The following is a 20,229-nucleotide window of genomic DNA, read 5'->3' on the forward strand; positions in this document are numbered from 1 at the left end:
CCATGAATGTCTTTATAGTCAATTTTAGTCAAACTTAACAGACTTGTCAAAGAAAGATCATCATAATGTCACATACTGATAACCTTATTTAAAAGCAAAACGTCTTTCCGTATATTTTTTCCATGATACATAACAGAGCGATAAGATCAAAAAACTGCTGATAATTGCAATTAAAGGAATCATATTGTTGTTCCCGCTAGGAGTGTTCTGACCGAACACACGACTCATGTCAATTTCGATCAGATTGAGTTGTTTCATCCTCACTTTATCGTTCACCGCAGTAGACCGGCTATTTTCAAGACCCGTCACCGCTTGATTGATCATTTGAACTTGATCATTAGGGCCATCAATAATCAATGACGGATAAATGACCGCATACAAGTCAAGAAAATCATTCAGCCGGCCTTGAAAATCAGCCTGATCACGCGTGTCAATCGCCTGTTTCATCCCCATGACAGTGCTGAGAACCTGATCTTTCATGTCTTTCCACAGTGGTGCTCCCCCACCAGTCAGCGCATCGACACAAAGCCGCAACGAAAGAGCGTTTTCGTGCATCGCCTGGCTGCTCACATCCGAGTCAAGCTGAAATCTGAGCTGCAGAGCATCGGCTTCTACCGTCCGCCAGTCTGGTTCTGAATAAACTGGCATTAATGCTTTCCACTTTTTATCAAAAGAAGACAACAGACTTTTCGCAGCATCTGTCTGATTTGCGTCTGTATATTGTAAGATCCTGTCTGTGAGATCTGTAAGTTCCTGATTTTGGGTCACATGCTTTACCGGACTTTCAGTATTTCCTTGTACCGGCCATGCAATGATGAATATCAAGATAAAGGCAACTGCTAAAAGCCCGACTTTCATGGCATGTCCTCCTCCGTTTTCCTGATAAAACTATATGTTCTGGAAATACGGAGTAGACCAGTCCTAGAATCATTTTGGATCATGTATACGGATACAAAATGGTTTGTCTTAAACCTGTTATCTGACGGATTCACCCGTTATCCCGAGCGCTCGAAGCTTCTCGGTTAATTTATAGAAAGCAGTCTCATCCCCATCATCCAACGCCTGATTAATTGCCGTTTTCAGTCTCTCTTCCGCATATGCTTTTTCCGCTGCTCCGGTCGCAGCTTCTGCCGCACTTCCAAAAGCGTGATGAACAAAGCGGGCGGCATTCGGACCTTCTTCCAGTACCACGAAATATTCAGGACTTCTGATGACCGACGGTAGATTAACCTTGATATAAACATTATCTGCCTGATTCAACCGTAAATCATGAAAAGTTTTCTCAGGATCATCCGTGTGAACCGAATCCTTGGTATATTCAAATCCTGAGGGTGTTTGAGAGGTGGCATCAATTTCAATGGCCCGTTTGCATCCGAAAACATTATCCACAAAATGAATAAGCTGAAGCAGCTGCTTATTACCCATCATGTAATTCAGAAGCCAAATGATTTCACGATCTTTAATCACTTGCTGATTCAGAAGCCATTTTATGAAGGATTTCTTCTGCACAGTCGATACTGTTTGTTCCATTGAATCACCCTCCCTAATACCGGATAAAAATGAGTTAAAGATCCTTATATATTATTCTCTGTCGATTCTGCATCGTCCTGCTTCAGCCTTTCAACAAAAGAGGCTAGATCCTGATTTTCTGGACTAAGCCGCGAAGCTTTTTCAAGTAATCCAATTCCTTTTGCTGTATCGCCCATTTCGCGTAAATATTCACCATATTCCTGAAGAAATTCCGGATTTTCCTCAAATTCATGAGCGCAGCTCGCATAGTACTTCCGCGCTTCACTCAGCTGATCTGTTTTGTTCAAAGCGGTTGCCTTGAACCAAATCAACATTGGGTCATCCAGTTCCAGATTCCCGAGCAAGTTGATCATCCCCTCATAATCCTCATCCTGGGATTTAAGTTCAATCAGCCTTGTAAGTGCTTCTGTGTTCTCGGGGTCTTGTTCATACCATTTTTGAAAGTAGCGGGCAGCTTTTTCGGGTTGATGAACTTTTACAGCAAGATCCCCCGCTTCCTCGTACAGCCTGTCATTGTATTGATCCTGCTCCAATCCGGCCTCAGTAATTCTGAGTGCCTGATCGAGATCGCCTTCGTGCTCGTAGGCATGCGCCAGAACCGGATACAACGTACTGTAGCCTGGGTCAAGGTTTCTTAATTCTTCCAGTGCCCTTATCGCCGTTTTAAAGTGTTCAATCCGAGTGGCCGTCACAGCATATCCAAATAAACCGTCAAGTGTCTTTTCTTTTTTCAACCCCCTGCGGTAAACCTTCATTGCTTGCTCAAATTCCCCGCACAAACTGAGTGCCTCTGCCAGCTTTAGTGTAATGTTCTGATCCTTCAAAGTGCTGTCATCCTGTATTTCACTTAAAAGATCCACTGCCTTCAGCGCTTGCCCGGTAGCTAGGTACAATTCGCCAAGAGCCAGCATAAGGATGGGCTCCCCCGGTGCAATTTTCAACGCACCGATCAGTTTATTCTCCGCAACCTCATTCAATCCCTCTAACTGGTATAAATCAGCCAGCATCACTTGAGCGCTCAAATAATTTTCATCGAGTACATGAATTTTCAGAAGATAGTCAATCGCTCTGTTTTCCTCATTTTTATCAATAAGCAAATCAGAAATTTGGAGCAAGAGTCCGCTGTCGTTTGGGTATCTTCTAAGCAGAGCTTCATAGACGTGCTCCGCCTCATCGATGAATCCATATTGCTGATAGACCGAGGCCGCGCCGAATAAAAGGTCGTCATCGGCATGGTTCATCAGGTCTTCGAGTATTTTCAGGCCATCGTCAGTCTGACCACTCTCAAGCAAAGCATTTGCCGTTTCTAATTCATTCATCAGAATACCTCCAGAATCTCTTGTCACACACCGCACCTATTATAACTTTGCCTAACTTTATCTTAACCAAGTTGTACGGCAACATCAATCATTAAGCCCAATACAAATATACTCTGTGCCTTCAGCACAGAGCGACTAAGAATGCCGGGTTTTCAGCCACGGACGCTCAGGTATTTCCGAAATCAGATCCCTGAATTCTGATAAAGAGATGCGCGATTCCGAGTTGCGGACTTCATCAGGGCCGTCCTATTTTGGGGCCGGATTTCTCCGTGAATAACGGTGAGAAGTGAAATGGATTTTTCACCTGGAATAAACACTTCACCATACACTTATTCCTTTAAAACTTTGTAGCTCCCCAGGCATCAGAAATCTCATTGATAGGATTCCCCAAATATTGTTTTCTTGTAAAAAAAGGTTTCTTCGGATCTGAGCCGGTACCTTTCCGGGTGGAATATTTGCTCTGTACTCCCGACAAATAAAATTCCCCCGTCTTTTAACGATCCGCCCAGTTTACTGTAAATAATGTCTTTTCCTTCATCTGTAAAATAAATCAGAACATTCCTGCACACGATCAGATCGAAACTGCCCGGTGCCGGATCACTGAGCAGATCATGCTGAACAAACCGGATAGATTTCTTAAGTAGCGTACTGACTGAGTAAAACATTCCGTCTTTTTCAAAGTACTGTTTGAGCATATCCGGTTGAAGCGGGGAAACAGCCCTTTCGAGATATCTTCCCTCACTAGCTTTTTGCAAAACCTCTCTGTCTATATCGCTGGCGGTGATCATAAATCGATCTTCCGGAAAATATTTTCTGAGCAGCATCGCAAGAGAATAGGGTTCTTCCCCTGTCGAACAGGCCGCACTCCAGATTGTAATCTGTTTTTTTTGAGCGGCGAGTTTCTTAATTTTCTCCTCCAAGATATCCCATCTGGACTGGTTTCTGTAGAATTCGGTCACATTGATCGTCATTCTGCTTAGAAATTCATTCAGTAGTTTATCAGATTTCTTCATCTCAGCCATGAGGGCATTAAAATCAGGCATATTTTTCTTAACTCTGAAGGTAGTCAGACGACGTTTCATCTGTTCTTCTTTGTAAAGGGAAAGATTGATTCCAGTCAGGCGGAAAAACAGTGTTTTAAATTGTCCGTAGTCCTGATCACTGCTGCTGTTCATTTTTCTTCACCTGCTAATCACCGGCCTGCCGTTAAATTCGGATGAAAAAAATTATTACTTTCTGACCAGTTCGTCTTCACTGAAAAAAAGCCGTATCTCACGTTCCGCGCTCTTAAGAGAATCTGAACCGTGGATCACATTGCGGTTCATCCGTGTAGCGAAATCTCCTCTAATCGTTCCTGGAGCAGCCTTTTCAGGATCCGTAGGACCCATCATCAGTCTGGCAAGATTAACGATGTCATCTCCCTCCCAGACCATAGCGAAAACAGGTCCGGATGTCATAAAGGAAATCAAATCCTGATAATAGGGTCTTCCCTCATGTTCCTGGTAATGCTTTTCGACCAGATCTTCAGGAAGCACTATGAATTTTCCGGCGACCATATGAAATCCCTTTGATTCAAGTCTTGAAATAATACGTCCGATCAGTCCCCTTCTGACTGCATCCGGTTTAATCATCAAAAAAGTCTGTTCCATTATCCTGAAACCTCCCCTTAAAATTATTTCTTTTCAATGACACATCCAATTTGTTTCTGTAAAAAGAGTTTCGTCATCAATCTATGAAGTTATTCATTGTGAAATGCGAAACATAAAACTGCCGCAAGCGCTTGCTGAACACACCGGATGACTTAATATTTTCTTGTTCCCACATATTCTGCTATTTCCTGCAGCGAATGCGTCACGCGAAGTTCTGGAAGTTCATGCAGCTTAGCAATGGCTTTTTTGAGGTACAGGTCACTCAGATTCTCAGCCATTTGAATTGCATCAGAATTTCTGATTGACTCAACCACCGACTGCCACTCACGCTCTGTTGGATGATTGGATTCAAGAACAGAAACAACAGAGTCATGGAGCCTCCTGTCTTGAAGCGCATAGAATGCGGGCAACGTTATATTACCGTTCCTTAAGTCGCTGCCCGCCGGTTTTCCAAGCTGTTTCTCTGTACCTACAAAATCGAGGACATCGTCAGTTATCTGATAACTCATACCGAGAAAATAGCCAAAATAGTATAGCTTTTTGGAAACGAAATCGCTGCATCCTGAAGCAAACCCTCCTAACTGACAGCTGAGAGCCATCAGAATGGCTGTTTTTCTTTTTATACGAAGCAAATAACAGCGCAGGTTCTGTTTCCAGTTAAAAAGGTATCTGATCTGATCAATTTCACCGAGACTCAAATCCCGAATCACTTTAGAAATCACCTGATGTGCTTTGGGATGATCGAATTTGGAAATAAGCTCTATGGCTCGAGCAAAAATATAATCTCCGGTATACATCGCCACGCGGTTGTCCCACTTCGCTTTTACAGTGGGCTTCCCCCTTCTCAAATCGGAATCGTCCACCACATCATCATGAACGAGAGACGCCATATGTATCAGTTCAAGGGTCACCGCGGAGTCCATTACCTCTTTTCTTTCCGGATCGCCGTACTGAGCAGCAAGTAGAACAAGCAACGGCCTGATTCTTTTTCCTCCTGCCCTTAGTAAATCAAGGGAAGCCTGATTGAGAATCGGATGTGGTGCTTCAAGAGAATATTCAAGCCTTTTTTCAATTATTTTTAAATTCTTTTTTTGTTCTGCGTAAATTTGCGCCAGAGTCATCCATTTCACCTTTCATCCTGCTCCGGTTATCCATTTCCTGGCAGCAGTCTTTTCGTTTCTGATGTCGCCGCCATCCAGTCATTTCCGTTCGTTTATTTTATTGGCTTACTTGCCCCGTGAATTGCGGCGATACCGCCCATCAACGCTTTCACACGAACCTTCTCAAATCCCGCCTTTAGGAAAAGCTCTGTCAGTTTTTCACGGTCAGGAAATTTACTAGCGGATTCATTCAGCCAGGCGTATTCTTTGTAACTCCCGGCAAATATCTTTCCAAAAAGCGGCATAATATAACGAAAATAGAAATAATATAGCTGCCGGTATACGGGTATTTTCGTCTGTGATGTCTCCAGACAGACAATTTTCCCACCAGGCTTTAGAACACGGCACATCTCACTAAGTACATTCTGATAATCTGGCACATTCCGCAGGCCAAACCCGATCGTCGCACGGTCAAACGAATTGTCCTCATAGGGTATTTTCATCGCGTCCCCGTTAACAAGCGTCACATTATCAAGCTGCGCCTCTTCTATTTTTATTTTTGCCACTTTCAGCATATTATCACTGAAGTCAAGGCCAACGACATGCCCTTCTGAGCCCACAGTTTTCGCCAGTGATAAGGTCCAGTCGCCTGTACCGCAGCAAACGTCAATGGCTTTATTGCCTGGTTGGGCATCAACCACCGCGTCAGCTTCCATACGCCAGGATTTGTGTCGGTTAAAGCTGATCAGCGAATTCATCGCATCATATTTTTTATAAATCGTCTGAAAAACCCGATGGACTTTCTCGTGCTTTTCTTCCTGTTCGTTCATCTCCAAGTTATCCCTCTTCCACCATGCACCTGCAGTAGTTGTGCATCTGATCATTAAGGTAAGCCAGTAGATCCGCTAGCTTACCGGTTTGTTTCTCCGCCTTTGCGGATGATTTCCTAAATCGCTCTGCTGAACTCAGAACTTCTTTTTCAATATTCTGCCTAAATTGATGGGGATCGCTTGTCAGCTGCTCCCTCAGATACTGATTCAGAAAAGACTGCAAAGTTCTTGCACTTGCATCCCGGCTCTCACCAACGAGTTTCTTAGCCAGAAAAAAATCGCTGAGAACGGGGATCCAGCTTTTCAAACCCAGTTTGGATGCGATCTGTGACACGAGAGCACTTTCTGTTGAACCAAGTGCTTCGATTGCCTGTGGCCAGCCGAACTCTCTTTTCGGATAATACAACCTGCACTTTTCAATATTAAAGATCTGAATGGCCTGAGCCACCCATTTCACAATCCGTGTGTTATTATTTCTTGCAAGAGAATAATAGTAAAGAGCACTGTAAAAGTCGCCGGACAGCGCAGTCAGCTGTCTTCTCTTTATATCATCTTTCATTGACAGTTTCGCGACAGTCATCGTCTCATGTGTTGAAAGCCCGACTTCAGCAATCATAACACTTTTAGCATAAACACCTGCCATTTCTCGATTCACTTTAGTCTGAAAAAGCATATAATAAACCAGAAGCTTGTCTTTATCAATTGAAGGCTTCGGCAATATACTGTTTACATAAGGGTGAGTGAGATCATCCATCAATTGCTTATATATGATGCCAACTTCTTGTTCGACAGACATGACGATCCTCCACTCTGATCATTGCGTGATGCATTTTTTCTGTCTGTTAAATGAATCTATCCCTGTCTCCGTTTTACCCGGCATTAATCGTTCCATGCTTGGTTTGAATGATAGCCTTTCCATGGACTTTTATTGCCGATGTATGTTCTGTGAACTGGGCAATCATGACCTCACCCTTGTCAAGTTTCTCGGTATGGAAAAATCTAGTCTCCGCTCCCCGTGTAAGGCCGATAACATTCACGCCATCTTCTTCAGCCTTGATCACAAAGTAATCGCCAAGAACTTCTTCATTTTTAATATCCATAAAAAGTACCCGCCTTCCAGCAATAAATAGTCAATGGTTTATCAGAGAAAGCGCTTCTGCTCTAGCCGTCGCGTCCGTCTGGAAAATCCCTCTTACAGCTGAAGTAATTGTCCTGGCGCCGGGCTTTTTGATCCCTCGCATCGTCATGCACATGTGTTCGGCTTCAATCACCACAATGACACCATAGGGGTGCAGCGTTTCAACGATACTGTTGGCAACCGTTGTCGTCAACCGTTCCTGAAGCTGCGGCCTCCTTGCAACTGCTTCCACTGCTCTTGCCAGCTTGCTCAGGCCTGTCACCCGGCCGCCTTTAGGTATGTACCCTACATGTGCTTTCCCGAAAAAAGGGACGAGATGGTGTTCGCACATTGAGTAGAATGGAATATCTTTCACAAGAACAAGTTCTTCATGGGCTTCATCGAAAGTTTTAGCCAGGAAGGTCTTAGGATCTTGATTCATGCCTTGAAATATTTCATCGTACATCCTGGCTACCCGCTGCGGAGTCTCTTCCAGCCCCTTGCGGTCCGGGTCCTCCCCGATCGCTTCAAGAATCATTCTGACGGCCCGTTCTATCTTTTCATGGTCCACACTCACAGCCAGGCCTCCAATGCCGCAATTGCCTGAAATAACTGCTATGAATTTTAAGCTCAGGTGCGTAAAACCATTCGCCGTCTTCAGGCTTTATTTTTACTAAGAAATCGTAAATCAGTATAAAAAAATTCTAGCATAGTAAAACTGAAAATGTAAAGGAAACTCAATAGCGGAGCAAATATGTATTAATGTGTAAAGATTAAATAATTAATAGAATCCAGATTACTGAAATGGGACATGATTTAACCCGGTATCAAAAAAGAGCCACCACATGGATGGCTCTCGCTTCCTTACGTCCTATGTATCGTCAGATCATTGGACGGCTTCTTTTAGTGCTTTTCCTGGCTTGAAAGCCGGAACCTTACTTGCTTTAATTTCAATTTCTTCGCCTGTCTGAGGATTACGTCCCTTACGAGCGCTCCGCTCACGGACTTCAAAGTTGCCAAATCCAATCAGTTGAACTTTGCTGCCATCCTTTAACGTATCAATGATCGTTGACAGGACGGAATCAACCGCTTTGGTAGCATCTTTCTTCGACAGTTCAGCAGATTCTGCAACTGCAGTAATCAATTCAGTCTTATTCAACACTTTCACCTCCTTAAAAAGGAATGCTTTCCTTTTGTGCTGAAAGAACATCAACAACGCTTATAATATACGAAGTGATGGAAGAATTCAACAGCTTTTATTAAAATATTACCATATTTGATCTTTTTAAACCCTGTAATTGCAAAAAAAGATCAAAAAAAGGAAAAGGCTTACAATTCAGTATTATCAAGTCGTTCAAACATCTTGTACTAGAGGGCAGCCAAATAAGGGATCCCGGCATAGGATCCCTCAAGTATATTACATCTGTCATAGAGTCTTCCTTTAGAGAATGATGGCAATCAGGCCGCCTGAACCTTCGTTTATGATTCGCTCAAGTGTCTCCTTCAACTTATATCGTGCATTCTCGGGCATGAGCGCGAGCTTTGCAGATATGCCCTCTCGGACAATTGAATTAAGCGATCTGCCAAAAATGTCTGAATTCCAGATGGACAGCGGATCATCTTCAAAGTCCTGCATCAGATAGCGGACCAATTCTTCACTTTGCTTTTCAGTTCCGATAATTGGTGCGAATTCAGATTCGACATCAACTTTGATCATGTGGATCGAAGGGGCCACAGCCTTCAATCGGACACCAAAACGGGAGCCCTGCCGAATGATTTCCGGCTCATCCAGACTCATATCGCTTATAGAAGGGGCGGCGATCCCATAGCCGGTCTGTTTCACCATTTTCAGCGCTTCTGACACCTGATCATACTCCCTCTTTGCATGAGCAAAATCCTGCATCAGCTGCAGTAAGTGGTCTTTCCCTCTGATCTCAACGCCCACGATCTCCTTTAGAACCTGATCATAGAGGTTATCCGGGGCGAACAAATCAATTTCCGCAGTACCTTTGCCCATCTCAATACCGGACAACTGCGCGTTCTCGATAAAGTCATACTCCCCGAATGAGCCAACGACACGATCCACATCACGAAGACGTTTAATATCTTTGACCGTATCTTTCACCGCATCCTCATAGCTCTTACGGAGCCAGTGGTCCTCTTTCAGTACCATTACCCAGCTTGGCAAGTTGACGTTAACTTCGAGAACGGGAAACTCAAATAATGTCTCACGGAGAATATTATTGATGTCATGCTCCGTCATGCTCTCCACACTTTGCGCCAGAACAGGGATATCGTATTTCTCTGCAAGTTCTTTACGCAGTGTTTCAGTATCCGGATGATAAGGATGTGCCGAATTAATAATCAAAATGAAGGGCTTGCCAACTTCCTTCAGTTCATCGACAATCCTTTCTTCCGCCTCAATATAGTCTTCCCTTCCGATTTCGCCGATCGACCCGTCCGTAGTGATGACAACACCTAAAGTGGAGTGCTCCTGGATCACTTTTCTCGTGCCGATCTCCGCTGCTTCCTGGAAAGGGATTGGTTCGTCATACCAAGGGGTGTGAACCATACGGGGGCCATTCTCGTCTTCAAATCCTTTTGCCCCTTTTACTGCGTATCCAACACAGTCTACAACGCGAATGTTCACTTCCAGTCCGTCCTCAACTGTAACAGTCACCGCATGATTGGGAACAAATTTAGGCTCAGTCGTCATAATTTGCTTACCGGCTGCGCTTTGCGGAAGCTCATCCTGGGCCCGTACACGATCCGCCTCATTATCAATGTTCGGCAGCACGATAAGTTCCATGAATTTTTTAATAAATGTTGATTTTCCTGTCCGAACAGCCCCGACAACCCCAAGGTAAATATCTCCGCCTGTTCTTTCAGCAATGTCTTTAAAAATATCCACTCGCTCAAGTTTTTCCAAAGTTTGCACCCTCCCGCTCCTCCTTCTATCGATGACGCCCGGTGATAGTTCTATGCATATTGACTTTGTCCAATGATTATGCCAGAAAATTAACCGAACCGTGCCGCTATCACGTCGATTTCAGCTGGCTGCCTGTACGAGGCTGCCTTTCCTTTTAAAAATATTGTCCGAATATGAAAATATGACTCTTTCAGTCAGGAAAACTTTTGAATAGAAAAAGCGGGAGAAAACGGAATCGTTTTCTCCCTGCTTGACTAAATCCTCCCACGCCATACATCTCTTGCAGAATGACTGACGCACGCTATAACGTATGTTATTTCGATAACAATTGCCGCTGACGTCAGCCCATCGTTACTGTTTTGGGCCAAACATTTTGGACAGAGAAGAGAAATTGCCAGGCACATTGCCCGAAGTAATTGCCTTGACTAAGGCCTCCTCTTTTTCTTTAGGTACGGTGACACCAGCCGTTTTTCCGATACGCGCAATCAATGCCCTGACAACCTCAGGGTTGCTAAAATCAGCATTAGAAACCGAATTGGCAATGGCAAAAACGTCTTCTTTCTTCATCTGCGTCTTCTTTTCGATATTATCAAAAAAAGGATTATTCGAATTCAATGAGCGTCCTCCTTTTCTCCTGCATTCCCTACATCGTATGCGGGAAGGAGAGCAGCGTGCTCAAATCCTTAAGATTCGCTCCACTTTTTGTCTTGCAGGCTTTCAGTCAGCGCAGCAATCTCATCTTTCTTGTCGCGTCCCATCAACTCATCCACGGCATCCTTGGGCAGTTTTTCTTCAAACAGCACACGATATATAGCTTCCGTGATCGGCATTTCTACCTTTTCTTTTTGAGAAAGCGCGAAAGCGGCTTCCGCGGTGCGCACGCCTTCAACGACCATACCCATTCGAGCCAGGATGTCCCGAAGATTCTGACCTTTTCCTAGCATGTTTCCTGCACGCCAGTTTCTGCTGTGCACACTCGTGCAGGTTACAATCAGATCCCCCATTCCTGTCAATCCGATAAAAGTCAGAGGGTGCGCCCCGAGTTTTGTGCCAAGTCTTGATATTTCAGCAAGTCCCCTTGTAATCAGCGCGGCTTTCGCATTGTCACCATATCCGAGTCCATCTGAGATTCCAGCCCCAAGTGCAATAATATTTTTCAATGCACCGCCAATTTCCACACCGATGATATCTTCGTTTGTATACACTCTGAAATAGTGGTTGAAGAAAATATCCTGCGCTTCCTTCGCAGCCCCGTTATCCTCTGAGGCGACAGCAACAGTTGTGGGGTGACGGAGAGAAACTTCTTCAGCGTGACTTGGCCCCGAGAGGACCACCACTGCCTTCCGCAACTCCGGAGGAATTTCCTCTTTAATGATTTCTGACATTCTTTTAAATGTGCCAGGTTCTATTCCTTTTACACCATGAATGAACAGTACTGGGTGCTTCAACAGTCCCTTGATTTTTCCGAGCACTTCTCTCATTGATTTGGCAGGGACCACGAGCAACACTGCATCTGAGTCTTCAAGAGCTTCAGCAAGACTTGAGGTGCCTTTCACTCCTGCCGGAAGAATAATGCCCGGCAAATACTTCGAATTGATATGCTTGTTTCTGATTTCATCCGCCTGATCTTCACGGTGACTCCATAAACTTACAAAATTGCCGTTATCGGCGAGTACCATGGAAAGCGCCGTTCCCCAGCTTCCCGCGCCAACGACTGTGATTTTTTTCATTTTGTCTGTCTCCTTCTCGAAAAATACGTGCGGAGAATCTTCACGCTGTCGGATCATGCCTGTGCATTTTTATGCCCAAGCTTATTCTCGTTCCCATGAATCAGACGTACAATATTAGCCCTGTGCTGAATATAGGCCAGCAACGCAATTATAAAAGCCGCAGTCAGTACACCCCAGGAGTAATGTCCGAAAATCCAGCCCAGTAAAGGGGTAAATAAAAGAAAGAAAAGGGATCCGAGCGACACATAACGGGTAACTGCAATAATCAGGATTGTTGCCAGACCGGCAATTAATGCAAAGAGTGGAAAAATCATAAAAAAGACACCAATTGTCGTTGCTACCCCTTTCCCACCTTTGAAACCGAAATAAACAGGAAAGTCGTGTCCCAGGATCGCAAGGAGGCCGGAAACAACGATCGCCCAATCCGGTAGCCCGAATGCACGCGCGATCAGTATGCAGGCGATACCTTTCAACACATCAAGCAGAAGAACAACAACAGCCGGTCCGGTACCGAGAACGCGCATTGTGTTTGTCGCGCCTGCATTGCCACTGCCTGTTTTTCGGATATCAATCTTCTTTATTTTTTTTGTGATCAGATAACTGAAACTGATTGATCCAATCAGATAGGAAAGAATAAACGACACTACCGTTAACACGGAAAAAGCACCCCTTTATTTTTCATTTCGTTTTCTTGACAGGATTCTGATGGGTGTCCCGACAAAACCAAATGTTTCTCTGAGTCGGTTCTCGAGATGCCGTACATAGGAAAAATGAAGCAGTTCCGGTTCGTTGACAAACAAAACAAAAACCGGGGGCCGCACTGCCACCTGAGTCGCGTAATAGATTTTAAGCCTTTTCCCCTTATCAGATGGAGGCGGTGTCATCGCCACAGTATCCATGATACAGTCATTCAGCACACTGGTTTGGATCCGAAGACTGTGATTTTCAGCGACCTGCTGAATGACGGGCAGGAGCTGAGGAATCCTTTTTCCAGTCAGAGCGGACAGGAAAACAATTGGTGCATAGCTTAGGAACTGAAATTCATCGCGAATTTTTTTCCTGAACTTGTCCATCGTTTTCTCGTCTTTGTCAACAGCATCCCATTTGTTGACTACAATAATCATCGCTCGACCTGCATCGTGCGCGTAACCCGCAATCTTCTTATCCTGTTCGATGATCCCTTCCTCGCCATCGATCAGTACCATAACCACATCGGCATCCTCAATTGCGTGCTGGGCGCGCAGGACGCTGTACTTTTCCGTTTTCTCGTACACCCTGCCCCTTCGCCTGATTCCCGCCGTATCAACAATCACATAATCCTGTCCATCACGGGAAAAGGGGGTATCAATCGCGTCTCTGGTCGTTCCAGCGATATCACTCACAATAACGCGTTCTTTTCCCAGAATGGCATTAACAAGAGAAGATTTTCCAACATTCGGGCGCCCAATCAGAGCAAACCGAATAGCACCTTCGTTTTCCTCTTCTCTCATGTGCTCCGGAAATTTACCAACAACCTTATCAAGAAGATCCCCGATTCCAAGTCCGTGCGCTCCGGATATACCCTGGGGATCCCCTAGTCCAAGCGCATAAAATTCGTACATCTGATCTCTCTGGGCATAGTTATCCAATTTATTAACACCCAGAACAACCGGTTTTTTTGAACGCCGCAGAATCTGCGCGACCGCTTCATCCGCATCTGTCATACCCGTTCTGCCGTCCACAATAAACAGAATGACATCCGATTCGTCGACAGCGATTTCCGCCTGGGCACGCATCTGTCCCAAGAGCGGTTCATCACTTATTTCAATACCGCCCGTATCAATCACATGGAATTCATGGTTAAGCCATTCGCCATGCCCGTACAGTCGGTCACGGGTAACACCCGGTCTGTCTTCAACAATCGCCGTGCGCCCCCCCACAATCCGGTTAAAGATTGTTGATTTGCCAACATTTGGCCTGCCGACGATTGCTACCGTTGGTTTTGACATTTGAAACCACCTTCTTTTATTAATAAAAGAAACCTTCCCGTCTTCCGGGAGAGGTTCATCTTCGTTTAAAAATCCTGCTCAGCCGGGCAACTTTTCCAACACGCCTGACTCCATTGTTCACAAAGAGGCATGTATCATTCTTATTTGAGCGGTTGGCTCATGTTTTTCAGCGGCTGTTACTTCCTTGGATGTTCCATCGAACTTATCTTATCAAAAAAAGCAAACTCGCTCAACGAGGATAGAAAAGTGTATTGTGCGCAAAAAAAGCGAGAATTGGGGAAACAGACGGTTTCCCCAATTCCCGCTTCATAAAAAAACAAAGTTGATTATTTATACTTCTTCAACTGATCGCCAATCATATCGCCAAGTGAAAATCCGGATGATGAGTCATCATCGTCCGGCTGGCTGTTCTGGGAAGGAACAGGTGCCTGGTTGACAGGCTCTGCTTCTTCAAGAGCCTTGATGCTGAGGGATACCCTCTGATCATCAAAGTCGGCATCCAGAACCTTGACTTTAATGACCTGCCCCTCCGAGAGCACTTCATCAGGAGTCCCAATATGCGCATGGGAAATCTCTGAGATATGGACAAGTCCTTCTACTCCCGGAATCAATTCCACAAATGCACCGAACGGTACGAGACGTTTCACTGTTCCTTCAAGAGTATCCCCTGGGTGAATCTTATCCTTCGCGGTTTCCCAAGGCCCAGGTTGTGTCGCTTTTATTGAAAGGGAAATCCGTTCACTTTCGGGGTCAACCGCCAGCACTTTGACCTTCACTTTATCACCTTCGGAGACAACTTCGGAAGGTGTTTCGACATGATAATACGCTAGCTGTGAAATATGCACCAGACCGTCGACTCCGCCGATATCAACGAATGCTCCGAAATCTGTCAGACGCTGAATTGTGCCTTCAATCACGTCGCCCACATTGATTGATGCCAGCGTATCTTCTTTCTTTTTATCTGCTTCTTCATCAAGAACAGCCCGATGTGAAAGAATAACCTTTCTTTTTTCACGGTCAAGTTCAACAATTTTAACATCCAGAGGTTTTCCTTTATAGTCACTGAAATCCTCCACAAAGTGGCGTTCGACCAGTGAAGCCGGAATAAATCCGCGTACACCGAGGTCGACAACAAGGCCACCCCTAACTACATCCGCGATCTCAACGGAAAATGTTTTCTTTTCATTATATTTTTGTTCGAGATCGTCCCATGCCTTGTCTGCGTCCACTTCACGCTTGGACAAAACAAGTTCGTCATCTTCAAGTTTTGTGACCTTCACAGTAACGTCATCACCTTCATGCAGCAGATCTATGACCTTCTCGACATGCAGGCTGGACAGCTCACTGATGGGGAGAATGCCGTCAACTTTATATCCAACATCCACTAACGCATGTTTTTCTTCAACTTTTGTAACTTTCCCGTTGATAACGTCTCCTACTTTGAGTGCATCAAATGATGCCATTTCATCCTTAAAATCTTCAACCATTCTCCGGGACCCCCTTTAGATAAACAAAACACGAAATACCCTACACATAACTTCTTACAAATAGAGCATTTTGTCAAGCAGATGAACTCATTGAAAGCCCTGTCACTGCTGCCGATCAAGCAGTTCCTGAATATGCTTCATAATAACTGCGCTTGCTTCAGATGATTTATTGATTTGACGTTTCAATAAATCAGAATCAATAGGCGATCCGAAAACAACTTTCATTCTTTCTCTGAAACCATAATGCCCGATGATCGCACATGGAATGATAGATGCGTCCGTTTTCAGAGCAAAAAAGCCGGCGCCTGAGAGGCCTTGACGGAGCGGTGCGTTCGGATTGCGGTGGCCTTCAGGAAAAATTAACAGAGCGTGCCCATTTCTTAGCAACTGCATCGCCGTCCGTATCGCACCCCTGTCTCCCGAACCGCGTTTTATCGGGAAAGCCTGTAAGTGTCTGAGTAATCGGCCTAAAAAAGGAATTTTGAAAAGTTCTTCTTTTGCCACAAAACTTAAACTGCGCTTAATCAAAATTCCAATAAGAGGCGGGTCGAAATTAGACAAGTGATTGCTGCAGATCAATACCCCTCCCTCATTGGGAATGTTTTCGACTCCTTCAACCGAAATTCGAAAAAAAATTTTGTAAAAAGCGTACACGATCGGTTTGCCAAACGAGTAAAGGCTCAAAGGGAACGCCTCTCCTTCACGATCCGAAGTATCTCGGAAACCACTTCTTCAATAGAAAGCGATGTTGTGTCCACCTCTATAGCGCCTTCGGCCTTGACCAGCGGGGATACAGCACGTTCAGTATCCATTTTATCCCTTAGAGCGATCGCACTTTTCAATGCCTCTATAGAGGGATTCATCCCCTTTAACTTTTCCTCTTTATACCGCCTGACTGCACGCTCATCCACAGACGCCTTTAGAAAAATTTTCACCTGGGCATCAGGAAGAACGTGCGTCCCGATATCCCGGCCATCCATGACCACATTACAACTTTCAGTCAGCCGTCTCTGCCTGCGAACCATCTCGGTCCTGACCTCCTGAAATGAGGATACCAATGATACCTGTGCGGATACCTCAGGATAGCGGATACGCTCTGTAACATCGTCACCGTCGACAAGCACTCTCTGGCCGTTTTCCCCTGTAAGCAGATTGATCTCAGTCCTGTTCAGGAGCTCAAGTAATCCGGCACCGTTATTCAAATCTGTCCCGGTTTTGAGAGCTTTATACGTCAGTGAGCGGTACATTGCTCCGGTGTCTATGTAAACATACCCTAATTTTCCTGCTACAATTTTAGCCACTGTACTTTTCCCTGCGGCGGCCGGTCCGTCAATTGCAATTTGAAATAGCCTCTCCATCTCCATTACTGCCCCTATCTCTCTTATCATCTTAATCAGAACGTTTTTTATCCATGAAAAAGGTTTAACATATATAGGTCAAAGATCTTTTTCAATGCTGATGGTCCATTTCCCATTCAAGCAGTTTTTTTCGACTCTCAAGCTGTTTCTCGAAGCAAAACCTGATAATCGGCTGGCGTTCTTTTTCATTGTCGATAAAAAATTCAATAGACGCCTTCTTTATATGAGAGAGTTTGTCTATAAAAATCCGGACAATTTCCCCTTTTATTTTCAAATATTGATTTCTACTTGAAGATGATGCGAAGCAAATCCACATATCGACTGTTTCCCCTTCGCTGATTTCTGTACCCTCCGGCAGCAGGACCAGCACCCCGCCACCTCCGATATCGCTTGTCAGCGTGACAAAAGGTCTGAAGAGATTGTCTGAGGAATGAACGGCGATATCAAGACTGGCGTCCACCCTGACGAAATTTCTCCTCTGAATCCTCTCAAGACCCTCTTCTCCTTCATACTTGAGAAGCATTAACGGCACATTACCCGGTACACGATGAAGAAATTCCGTTCTGAAACGAAACACATGATTGTCGACAACATAATTAGCCATCATCAGAGCTCCATTCAAGAAAATTGCTGTTTTTCCTGTTGTTTCATCAATCGGGTAATCAATCAGGATTTCATTTTCTCTCAGTTCAGCAATTTTGCAACGGAAACGCTGCACACTTCCATTATCCTCTGTCAGTTCAAGAATCAGGGTTTCTCCGATCTTTAACAGCACGCTCAAGCCCCCGCATTCGTGTTATTCCCGGAAACGAATCCGAGCCATACGGAAGCAGGCAGGCAAAAAGAACTGCGATCTTCCAGCAATTATTATACATGAAAAAAGGAAAAGAAAAAAATGATTCTTTTCCCTAATTTCTCAGCAATTCGACTTTTTCCTGATCACCATTCCGGGCGTTCAGCAGCAGACGGTAAGTATTGTCACCTTTTGTGGCGAAAAATTCATAACATAAAACATTTTTAAGAAGTGAGTTTTGAAAAACAGCCAGATTTGTTTCCTGAATCTTTAAGTCCTTATTAATTTGCCTCCTCACCTGCTGTTCGGAAAGTTTCGGTTTCAATGGTGCGCCCTCACTCTTGTTGAACAGAAAATCCGTCTGATCAAACGCAAGGATATCCCCATTGTCTAATGCCACCTTTATTTTTACTGATGCTGGATAAAACCGCACATTTCCTTTTTTCAACACGTAAGTCAACACGGCCACGTTTTGATATTGGTCTCTTTTTGTCAGTTGCATTCCCATCATCCGGTGTTGTTTTAAAAATAAGGACGATCTTTGTACAGCATCAAATAAACTTATTTCTTCCTTCGTCACATTGCGGCTGGAAATAAACCAGACCACGTGTCCGCCTTTTTTCGTAACCGCGGCTGCAACAGGTTTTCCGCCAGCCGGATTTAAAGTGATGTCATAAAAATCCTCATTTGACCCTTTGCCGGTTTCACTTATTCTTTTAACTCGGGCATTATCTAGGGACAGCCATTTTTTTAAACGGCTGACTGCTTCATCTTTGGTTATTTCAGGTCCTGTCATCTGATTGAATTTCTTTTTCTCCAGCACCATATTGCGTGGATTTTCCGGGCTGAAACTCTGTGTATAGTCTGTTGCCTGTCCGTCAATCCGTTTCAATCCGTCGATAACCTGGTTATCCTGATTTTGTTTCTTGCCTTTCAGCGCCCACTCAACATCCATCCATCTTAAATGATGGGACATCACTTGACCCTGCACTTCCCTCAAACCTTCACTGATTGTCTTGGATTCCCGGTACAACTTCTGAAGGGTTTGATACTCTTTTCCAGAAAGCTTCCGGTCACTGCTGGATTTAACACCGGAGTTATAGGTGAATTCCCCAACGTGTGCTAGGAATTCATTGGTCCGGTTAAACGGGAGAAGGGTCAGCGGAAGTTCATTCGCCGCCGCATGTGCCAGTGCGCTCAATCTCCACGTCTCAACCAGCTGCGGTCTCATCGTATCACGCGACTGCATGGCGAGGGACATTCCGAGCGACTCCTCCAGTGAATCCACATAATACGCCAGCTCGTGGAAGGACTGCTGGTAGTGATTTTCGGCATGAATGGTTACGAGATTCCTCAATCGATGCTCCTGAAAACCCCAAAAAGCCAGTGCAAGAATGGCTACGATGGCGACAGCTCCAAAAATGAACTTATTGCGTCTTCTCATCTACTCATTCCCCCCCTCATTTGCAGAAGATATGCTTTCCAATTTTCTGAATCTGCGGCCGTGTCCAGATCCAGGCGGAGGTTGCCGTGTCAGGATTAAAATAATACAGAGCGCCCTGGGAAGGGTCCCATCCGTTAATCGCATCCATTACAGCTCTCTTCGCCGTCTCATTTGGGGTCAGCCAAATCTGTCCGTCTGAAACTGCAGTGAACGCACCAGGCTGAAAAATCACGTCCGATATATTGTTGGGAAAGCGCGGATCGGCGACCCGGTTGATAATAACCGCTGAAACAGCGACCTGCCCGATATAAGGCTCCCCTCTGGATTCTCCGTAAACCGCGTTGGCCATCAGGTTAACATCGGCTTTTGTATAACCCTGAGGAAGATTATCAATCGTATATTTTCCATTTGAAGATGGTAGTTTGTTCCCTCCCGATGATTGACCGCCACCCGAAGTATCCGACTTTCGGGAATCCTTTTTCACCTGCTGGTCGAGTGGAATCCCGCCATAATAAGTAAATGTGTTTCCCTCCTGCAGATTCTGGTAAATATAGGCTTTATCAAACTTTGATGCATGGATCAATTTTTGCTTGGTCGATGTTCCGGCCTGTCCGTCTACAGTGAGTCCGAATTGTTCCTGGAAAGTGCGCAGCGCCCAATAAGTCCCATATCCGAAATGACCATCAATTTTTCCCTTATAGAAACCGCTGTACTGAAGGCGCGACTGCAGTTCAATGACATCGTCTCCGGAGGCGCCCTGCGTGATGACCTGAGATGAAAAGGCCACCGCGTGCTCCGAGTAGATCAGGAATCCGGACAGGGCCAGCAATATACCCAGTACATGAATGATCTGATGCTTTTTCAATCACTATTCCTCCTCATAAACATTCCACCGCCAGTGTTGAATCCACCGCGCCATTTAAGCTTCTTTTCTCCCAGAAATCATGCTTATATT

General features: G+C 44.9%; 22 protein-coding genes. All 22 read right to left on the reverse strand.

Going from position 1 to position 20,229, the window contains the following annotated elements:
• Window positions 1-84 precede the first annotated feature (84 nt).
• Complete coding sequence (locus E4665_RS09210) at window positions 85-858, reverse strand: sporulation protein YpjB (RefSeq protein ID WP_135348504.1); 774 nt, start codon at window positions 856-858, stop codon at window positions 85-87.
• Window positions 859-975: 117 nt separating this feature from the next.
• On the reverse strand, window positions 976-1,530 hold the full coding sequence (locus E4665_RS09215; protein ID WP_135348505.1) for a YpiB family protein: 555 nt from the start codon (window positions 1,528-1,530) through the stop codon (window positions 976-978).
• A gap of 44 nt (window positions 1,531-1,574) precedes the next feature.
• Window positions 1,575-2,849 carry a tetratricopeptide repeat protein gene (locus E4665_RS09220; RefSeq protein WP_135348506.1) on the reverse strand — a complete coding sequence of 425 codons (1,275 nt, stop codon included), beginning with the start codon at window positions 2,847-2,849 and terminating at the stop codon, window positions 1,575-1,577.
• Window positions 2,850-3,220: 371 nt separating this feature from the next.
• Window positions 3,221-4,024 carry a CheR family methyltransferase gene (locus tag E4665_RS09225; RefSeq protein WP_135348507.1) on the reverse strand — a complete coding sequence of 268 codons (804 nt, stop codon included), beginning with the start codon at window positions 4,022-4,024 and terminating at the stop codon, window positions 3,221-3,223.
• Window positions 4,025-4,078: 54 nt separating this feature from the next.
• Window positions 4,079-4,498, reverse strand: a complete 420-nt coding sequence (gene ndk, locus E4665_RS09230; protein ID WP_135348508.1) for a nucleoside-diphosphate kinase — start codon at window positions 4,496-4,498, stop codon at window positions 4,079-4,081.
• Window positions 4,499-4,650: 152 nt separating this feature from the next.
• Window positions 4,651-5,619 carry a heptaprenyl diphosphate synthase component II gene (hepT, locus tag E4665_RS09235; RefSeq protein WP_135348585.1) on the reverse strand — a complete coding sequence of 323 codons (969 nt, stop codon included), beginning with the start codon at window positions 5,617-5,619 and terminating at the stop codon, window positions 4,651-4,653.
• A 92-nt stretch (window positions 5,620-5,711) separates the two neighbouring features.
• Window positions 5,712-6,428: a demethylmenaquinone methyltransferase gene (locus tag E4665_RS09240; RefSeq protein WP_174845475.1), complete on the reverse strand. Its 717-nt coding sequence runs from the start codon at window positions 6,426-6,428 to the stop codon at window positions 5,712-5,714.
• Window positions 6,429-6,435: 7 nt separating this feature from the next.
• Window positions 6,436-7,224, reverse strand: coding sequence for a heptaprenyl diphosphate synthase component 1 (locus tag E4665_RS09245; protein ID WP_135348510.1), 789 nt, complete (start codon window positions 7,222-7,224; stop codon window positions 6,436-6,438).
• Between the two features lie 73 nt (window positions 7,225-7,297).
• Window positions 7,298-7,528, reverse strand: coding sequence for a trp RNA-binding attenuation protein MtrB (mtrB, locus tag E4665_RS09250; RefSeq protein ID WP_135348511.1), 231 nt, complete (start codon window positions 7,526-7,528; stop codon window positions 7,298-7,300).
• Between the two features lie 30 nt (window positions 7,529-7,558).
• The gene (gene folE / locus E4665_RS09255) at window positions 7,559-8,122 is read right to left on the reverse strand and encodes a GTP cyclohydrolase I FolE (protein ID WP_135348512.1); all 564 of its coding nucleotides are present in this window, start codon (window positions 8,120-8,122) and stop codon (window positions 7,559-7,561) included.
• A 309-nt stretch (window positions 8,123-8,431) separates the two neighbouring features.
• On the reverse strand, window positions 8,432-8,704 hold the full coding sequence (locus E4665_RS09260) for an HU family DNA-binding protein (protein WP_135348513.1): 273 nt from the start codon (window positions 8,702-8,704) through the stop codon (window positions 8,432-8,434).
• Between the two features lie 282 nt (window positions 8,705-8,986).
• On the reverse strand, window positions 8,987-10,474 hold the full coding sequence (spoIVA, locus tag E4665_RS09265) for a stage IV sporulation protein A (RefSeq protein ID WP_135348586.1): 1,488 nt from the start codon (window positions 10,472-10,474) through the stop codon (window positions 8,987-8,989).
• Between the two features lie 351 nt (window positions 10,475-10,825).
• Window positions 10,826-11,089, reverse strand: coding sequence for a stage VI sporulation protein F (locus E4665_RS09270; RefSeq protein ID WP_135348514.1), 264 nt, complete (start codon window positions 11,087-11,089; stop codon window positions 10,826-10,828).
• A gap of 68 nt (window positions 11,090-11,157) precedes the next feature.
• Window positions 11,158-12,204, reverse strand: coding sequence for an NAD(P)H-dependent glycerol-3-phosphate dehydrogenase (locus tag E4665_RS09275; protein ID WP_135348515.1), 1,047 nt, complete (start codon window positions 12,202-12,204; stop codon window positions 11,158-11,160).
• Between the two features lie 53 nt (window positions 12,205-12,257).
• Window positions 12,258-12,860 (reverse strand): glycerol-3-phosphate 1-O-acyltransferase PlsY, encoded by a 603-nt coding sequence (plsY, locus tag E4665_RS09280; protein WP_135348516.1) that lies wholly within the window; start codon window positions 12,858-12,860, stop codon window positions 12,258-12,260.
• Window positions 12,861-12,875: 15 nt separating this feature from the next.
• Entirely contained in the window at window positions 12,876-14,192 is a 1,317-nt protein-coding gene (der, locus tag E4665_RS09285) for a ribosome biogenesis GTPase Der (RefSeq protein WP_135348517.1), read from the reverse strand.
• Between the two features lie 326 nt (window positions 14,193-14,518).
• A complete protein-coding gene (rpsA, locus tag E4665_RS09290; protein ID WP_135348518.1) occupies window positions 14,519-15,679 on the reverse strand; it encodes a 30S ribosomal protein S1 in 1,161 nt (386 codons plus the stop codon).
• Window positions 15,680-15,781: 102 nt separating this feature from the next.
• Complete coding sequence (locus E4665_RS09295; RefSeq protein ID WP_135348519.1) at window positions 15,782-16,363, reverse strand: lysophospholipid acyltransferase family protein; 582 nt, start codon at window positions 16,361-16,363, stop codon at window positions 15,782-15,784.
• Window positions 16,360-17,037, reverse strand: coding sequence for a (d)CMP kinase (gene cmk, locus E4665_RS09300; protein ID WP_135348520.1), 678 nt, complete (start codon window positions 17,035-17,037; stop codon window positions 16,360-16,362). Before cmk ends, E4665_RS09295 begins: the two co-directional genes overlap by 4 nt.
• Before the next feature lie 91 nt (window positions 17,038-17,128).
• The gene (locus tag E4665_RS09305) at window positions 17,129-17,812 is read right to left on the reverse strand and encodes a flagellar brake protein (RefSeq protein WP_135348521.1); all 684 of its coding nucleotides are present in this window, start codon (window positions 17,810-17,812) and stop codon (window positions 17,129-17,131) included.
• A 133-nt stretch (window positions 17,813-17,945) separates the two neighbouring features.
• Entirely contained in the window at window positions 17,946-19,274 is a 1,329-nt protein-coding gene (gene ypeB, locus E4665_RS09310; protein WP_135348522.1) for a germination protein YpeB, read from the reverse strand.
• A gap of 16 nt (window positions 19,275-19,290) precedes the next feature.
• Window positions 19,291-20,139 (reverse strand): spore cortex-lytic enzyme, encoded by an 849-nt coding sequence (gene sleB, locus E4665_RS09315; protein WP_422067252.1) that lies wholly within the window; start codon window positions 20,137-20,139, stop codon window positions 19,291-19,293.
• Window positions 20,140-20,229 lie beyond the last annotated feature (90 nt).

Origin of the sequence: Sporolactobacillus shoreae, from assembly GCF_004684935.1 — a bacterium.
Classification (GTDB): Bacteria; Bacillota; Bacilli; order Bacillales; family Sporolactobacillaceae; genus Sporolactobacillus; species Sporolactobacillus shoreae.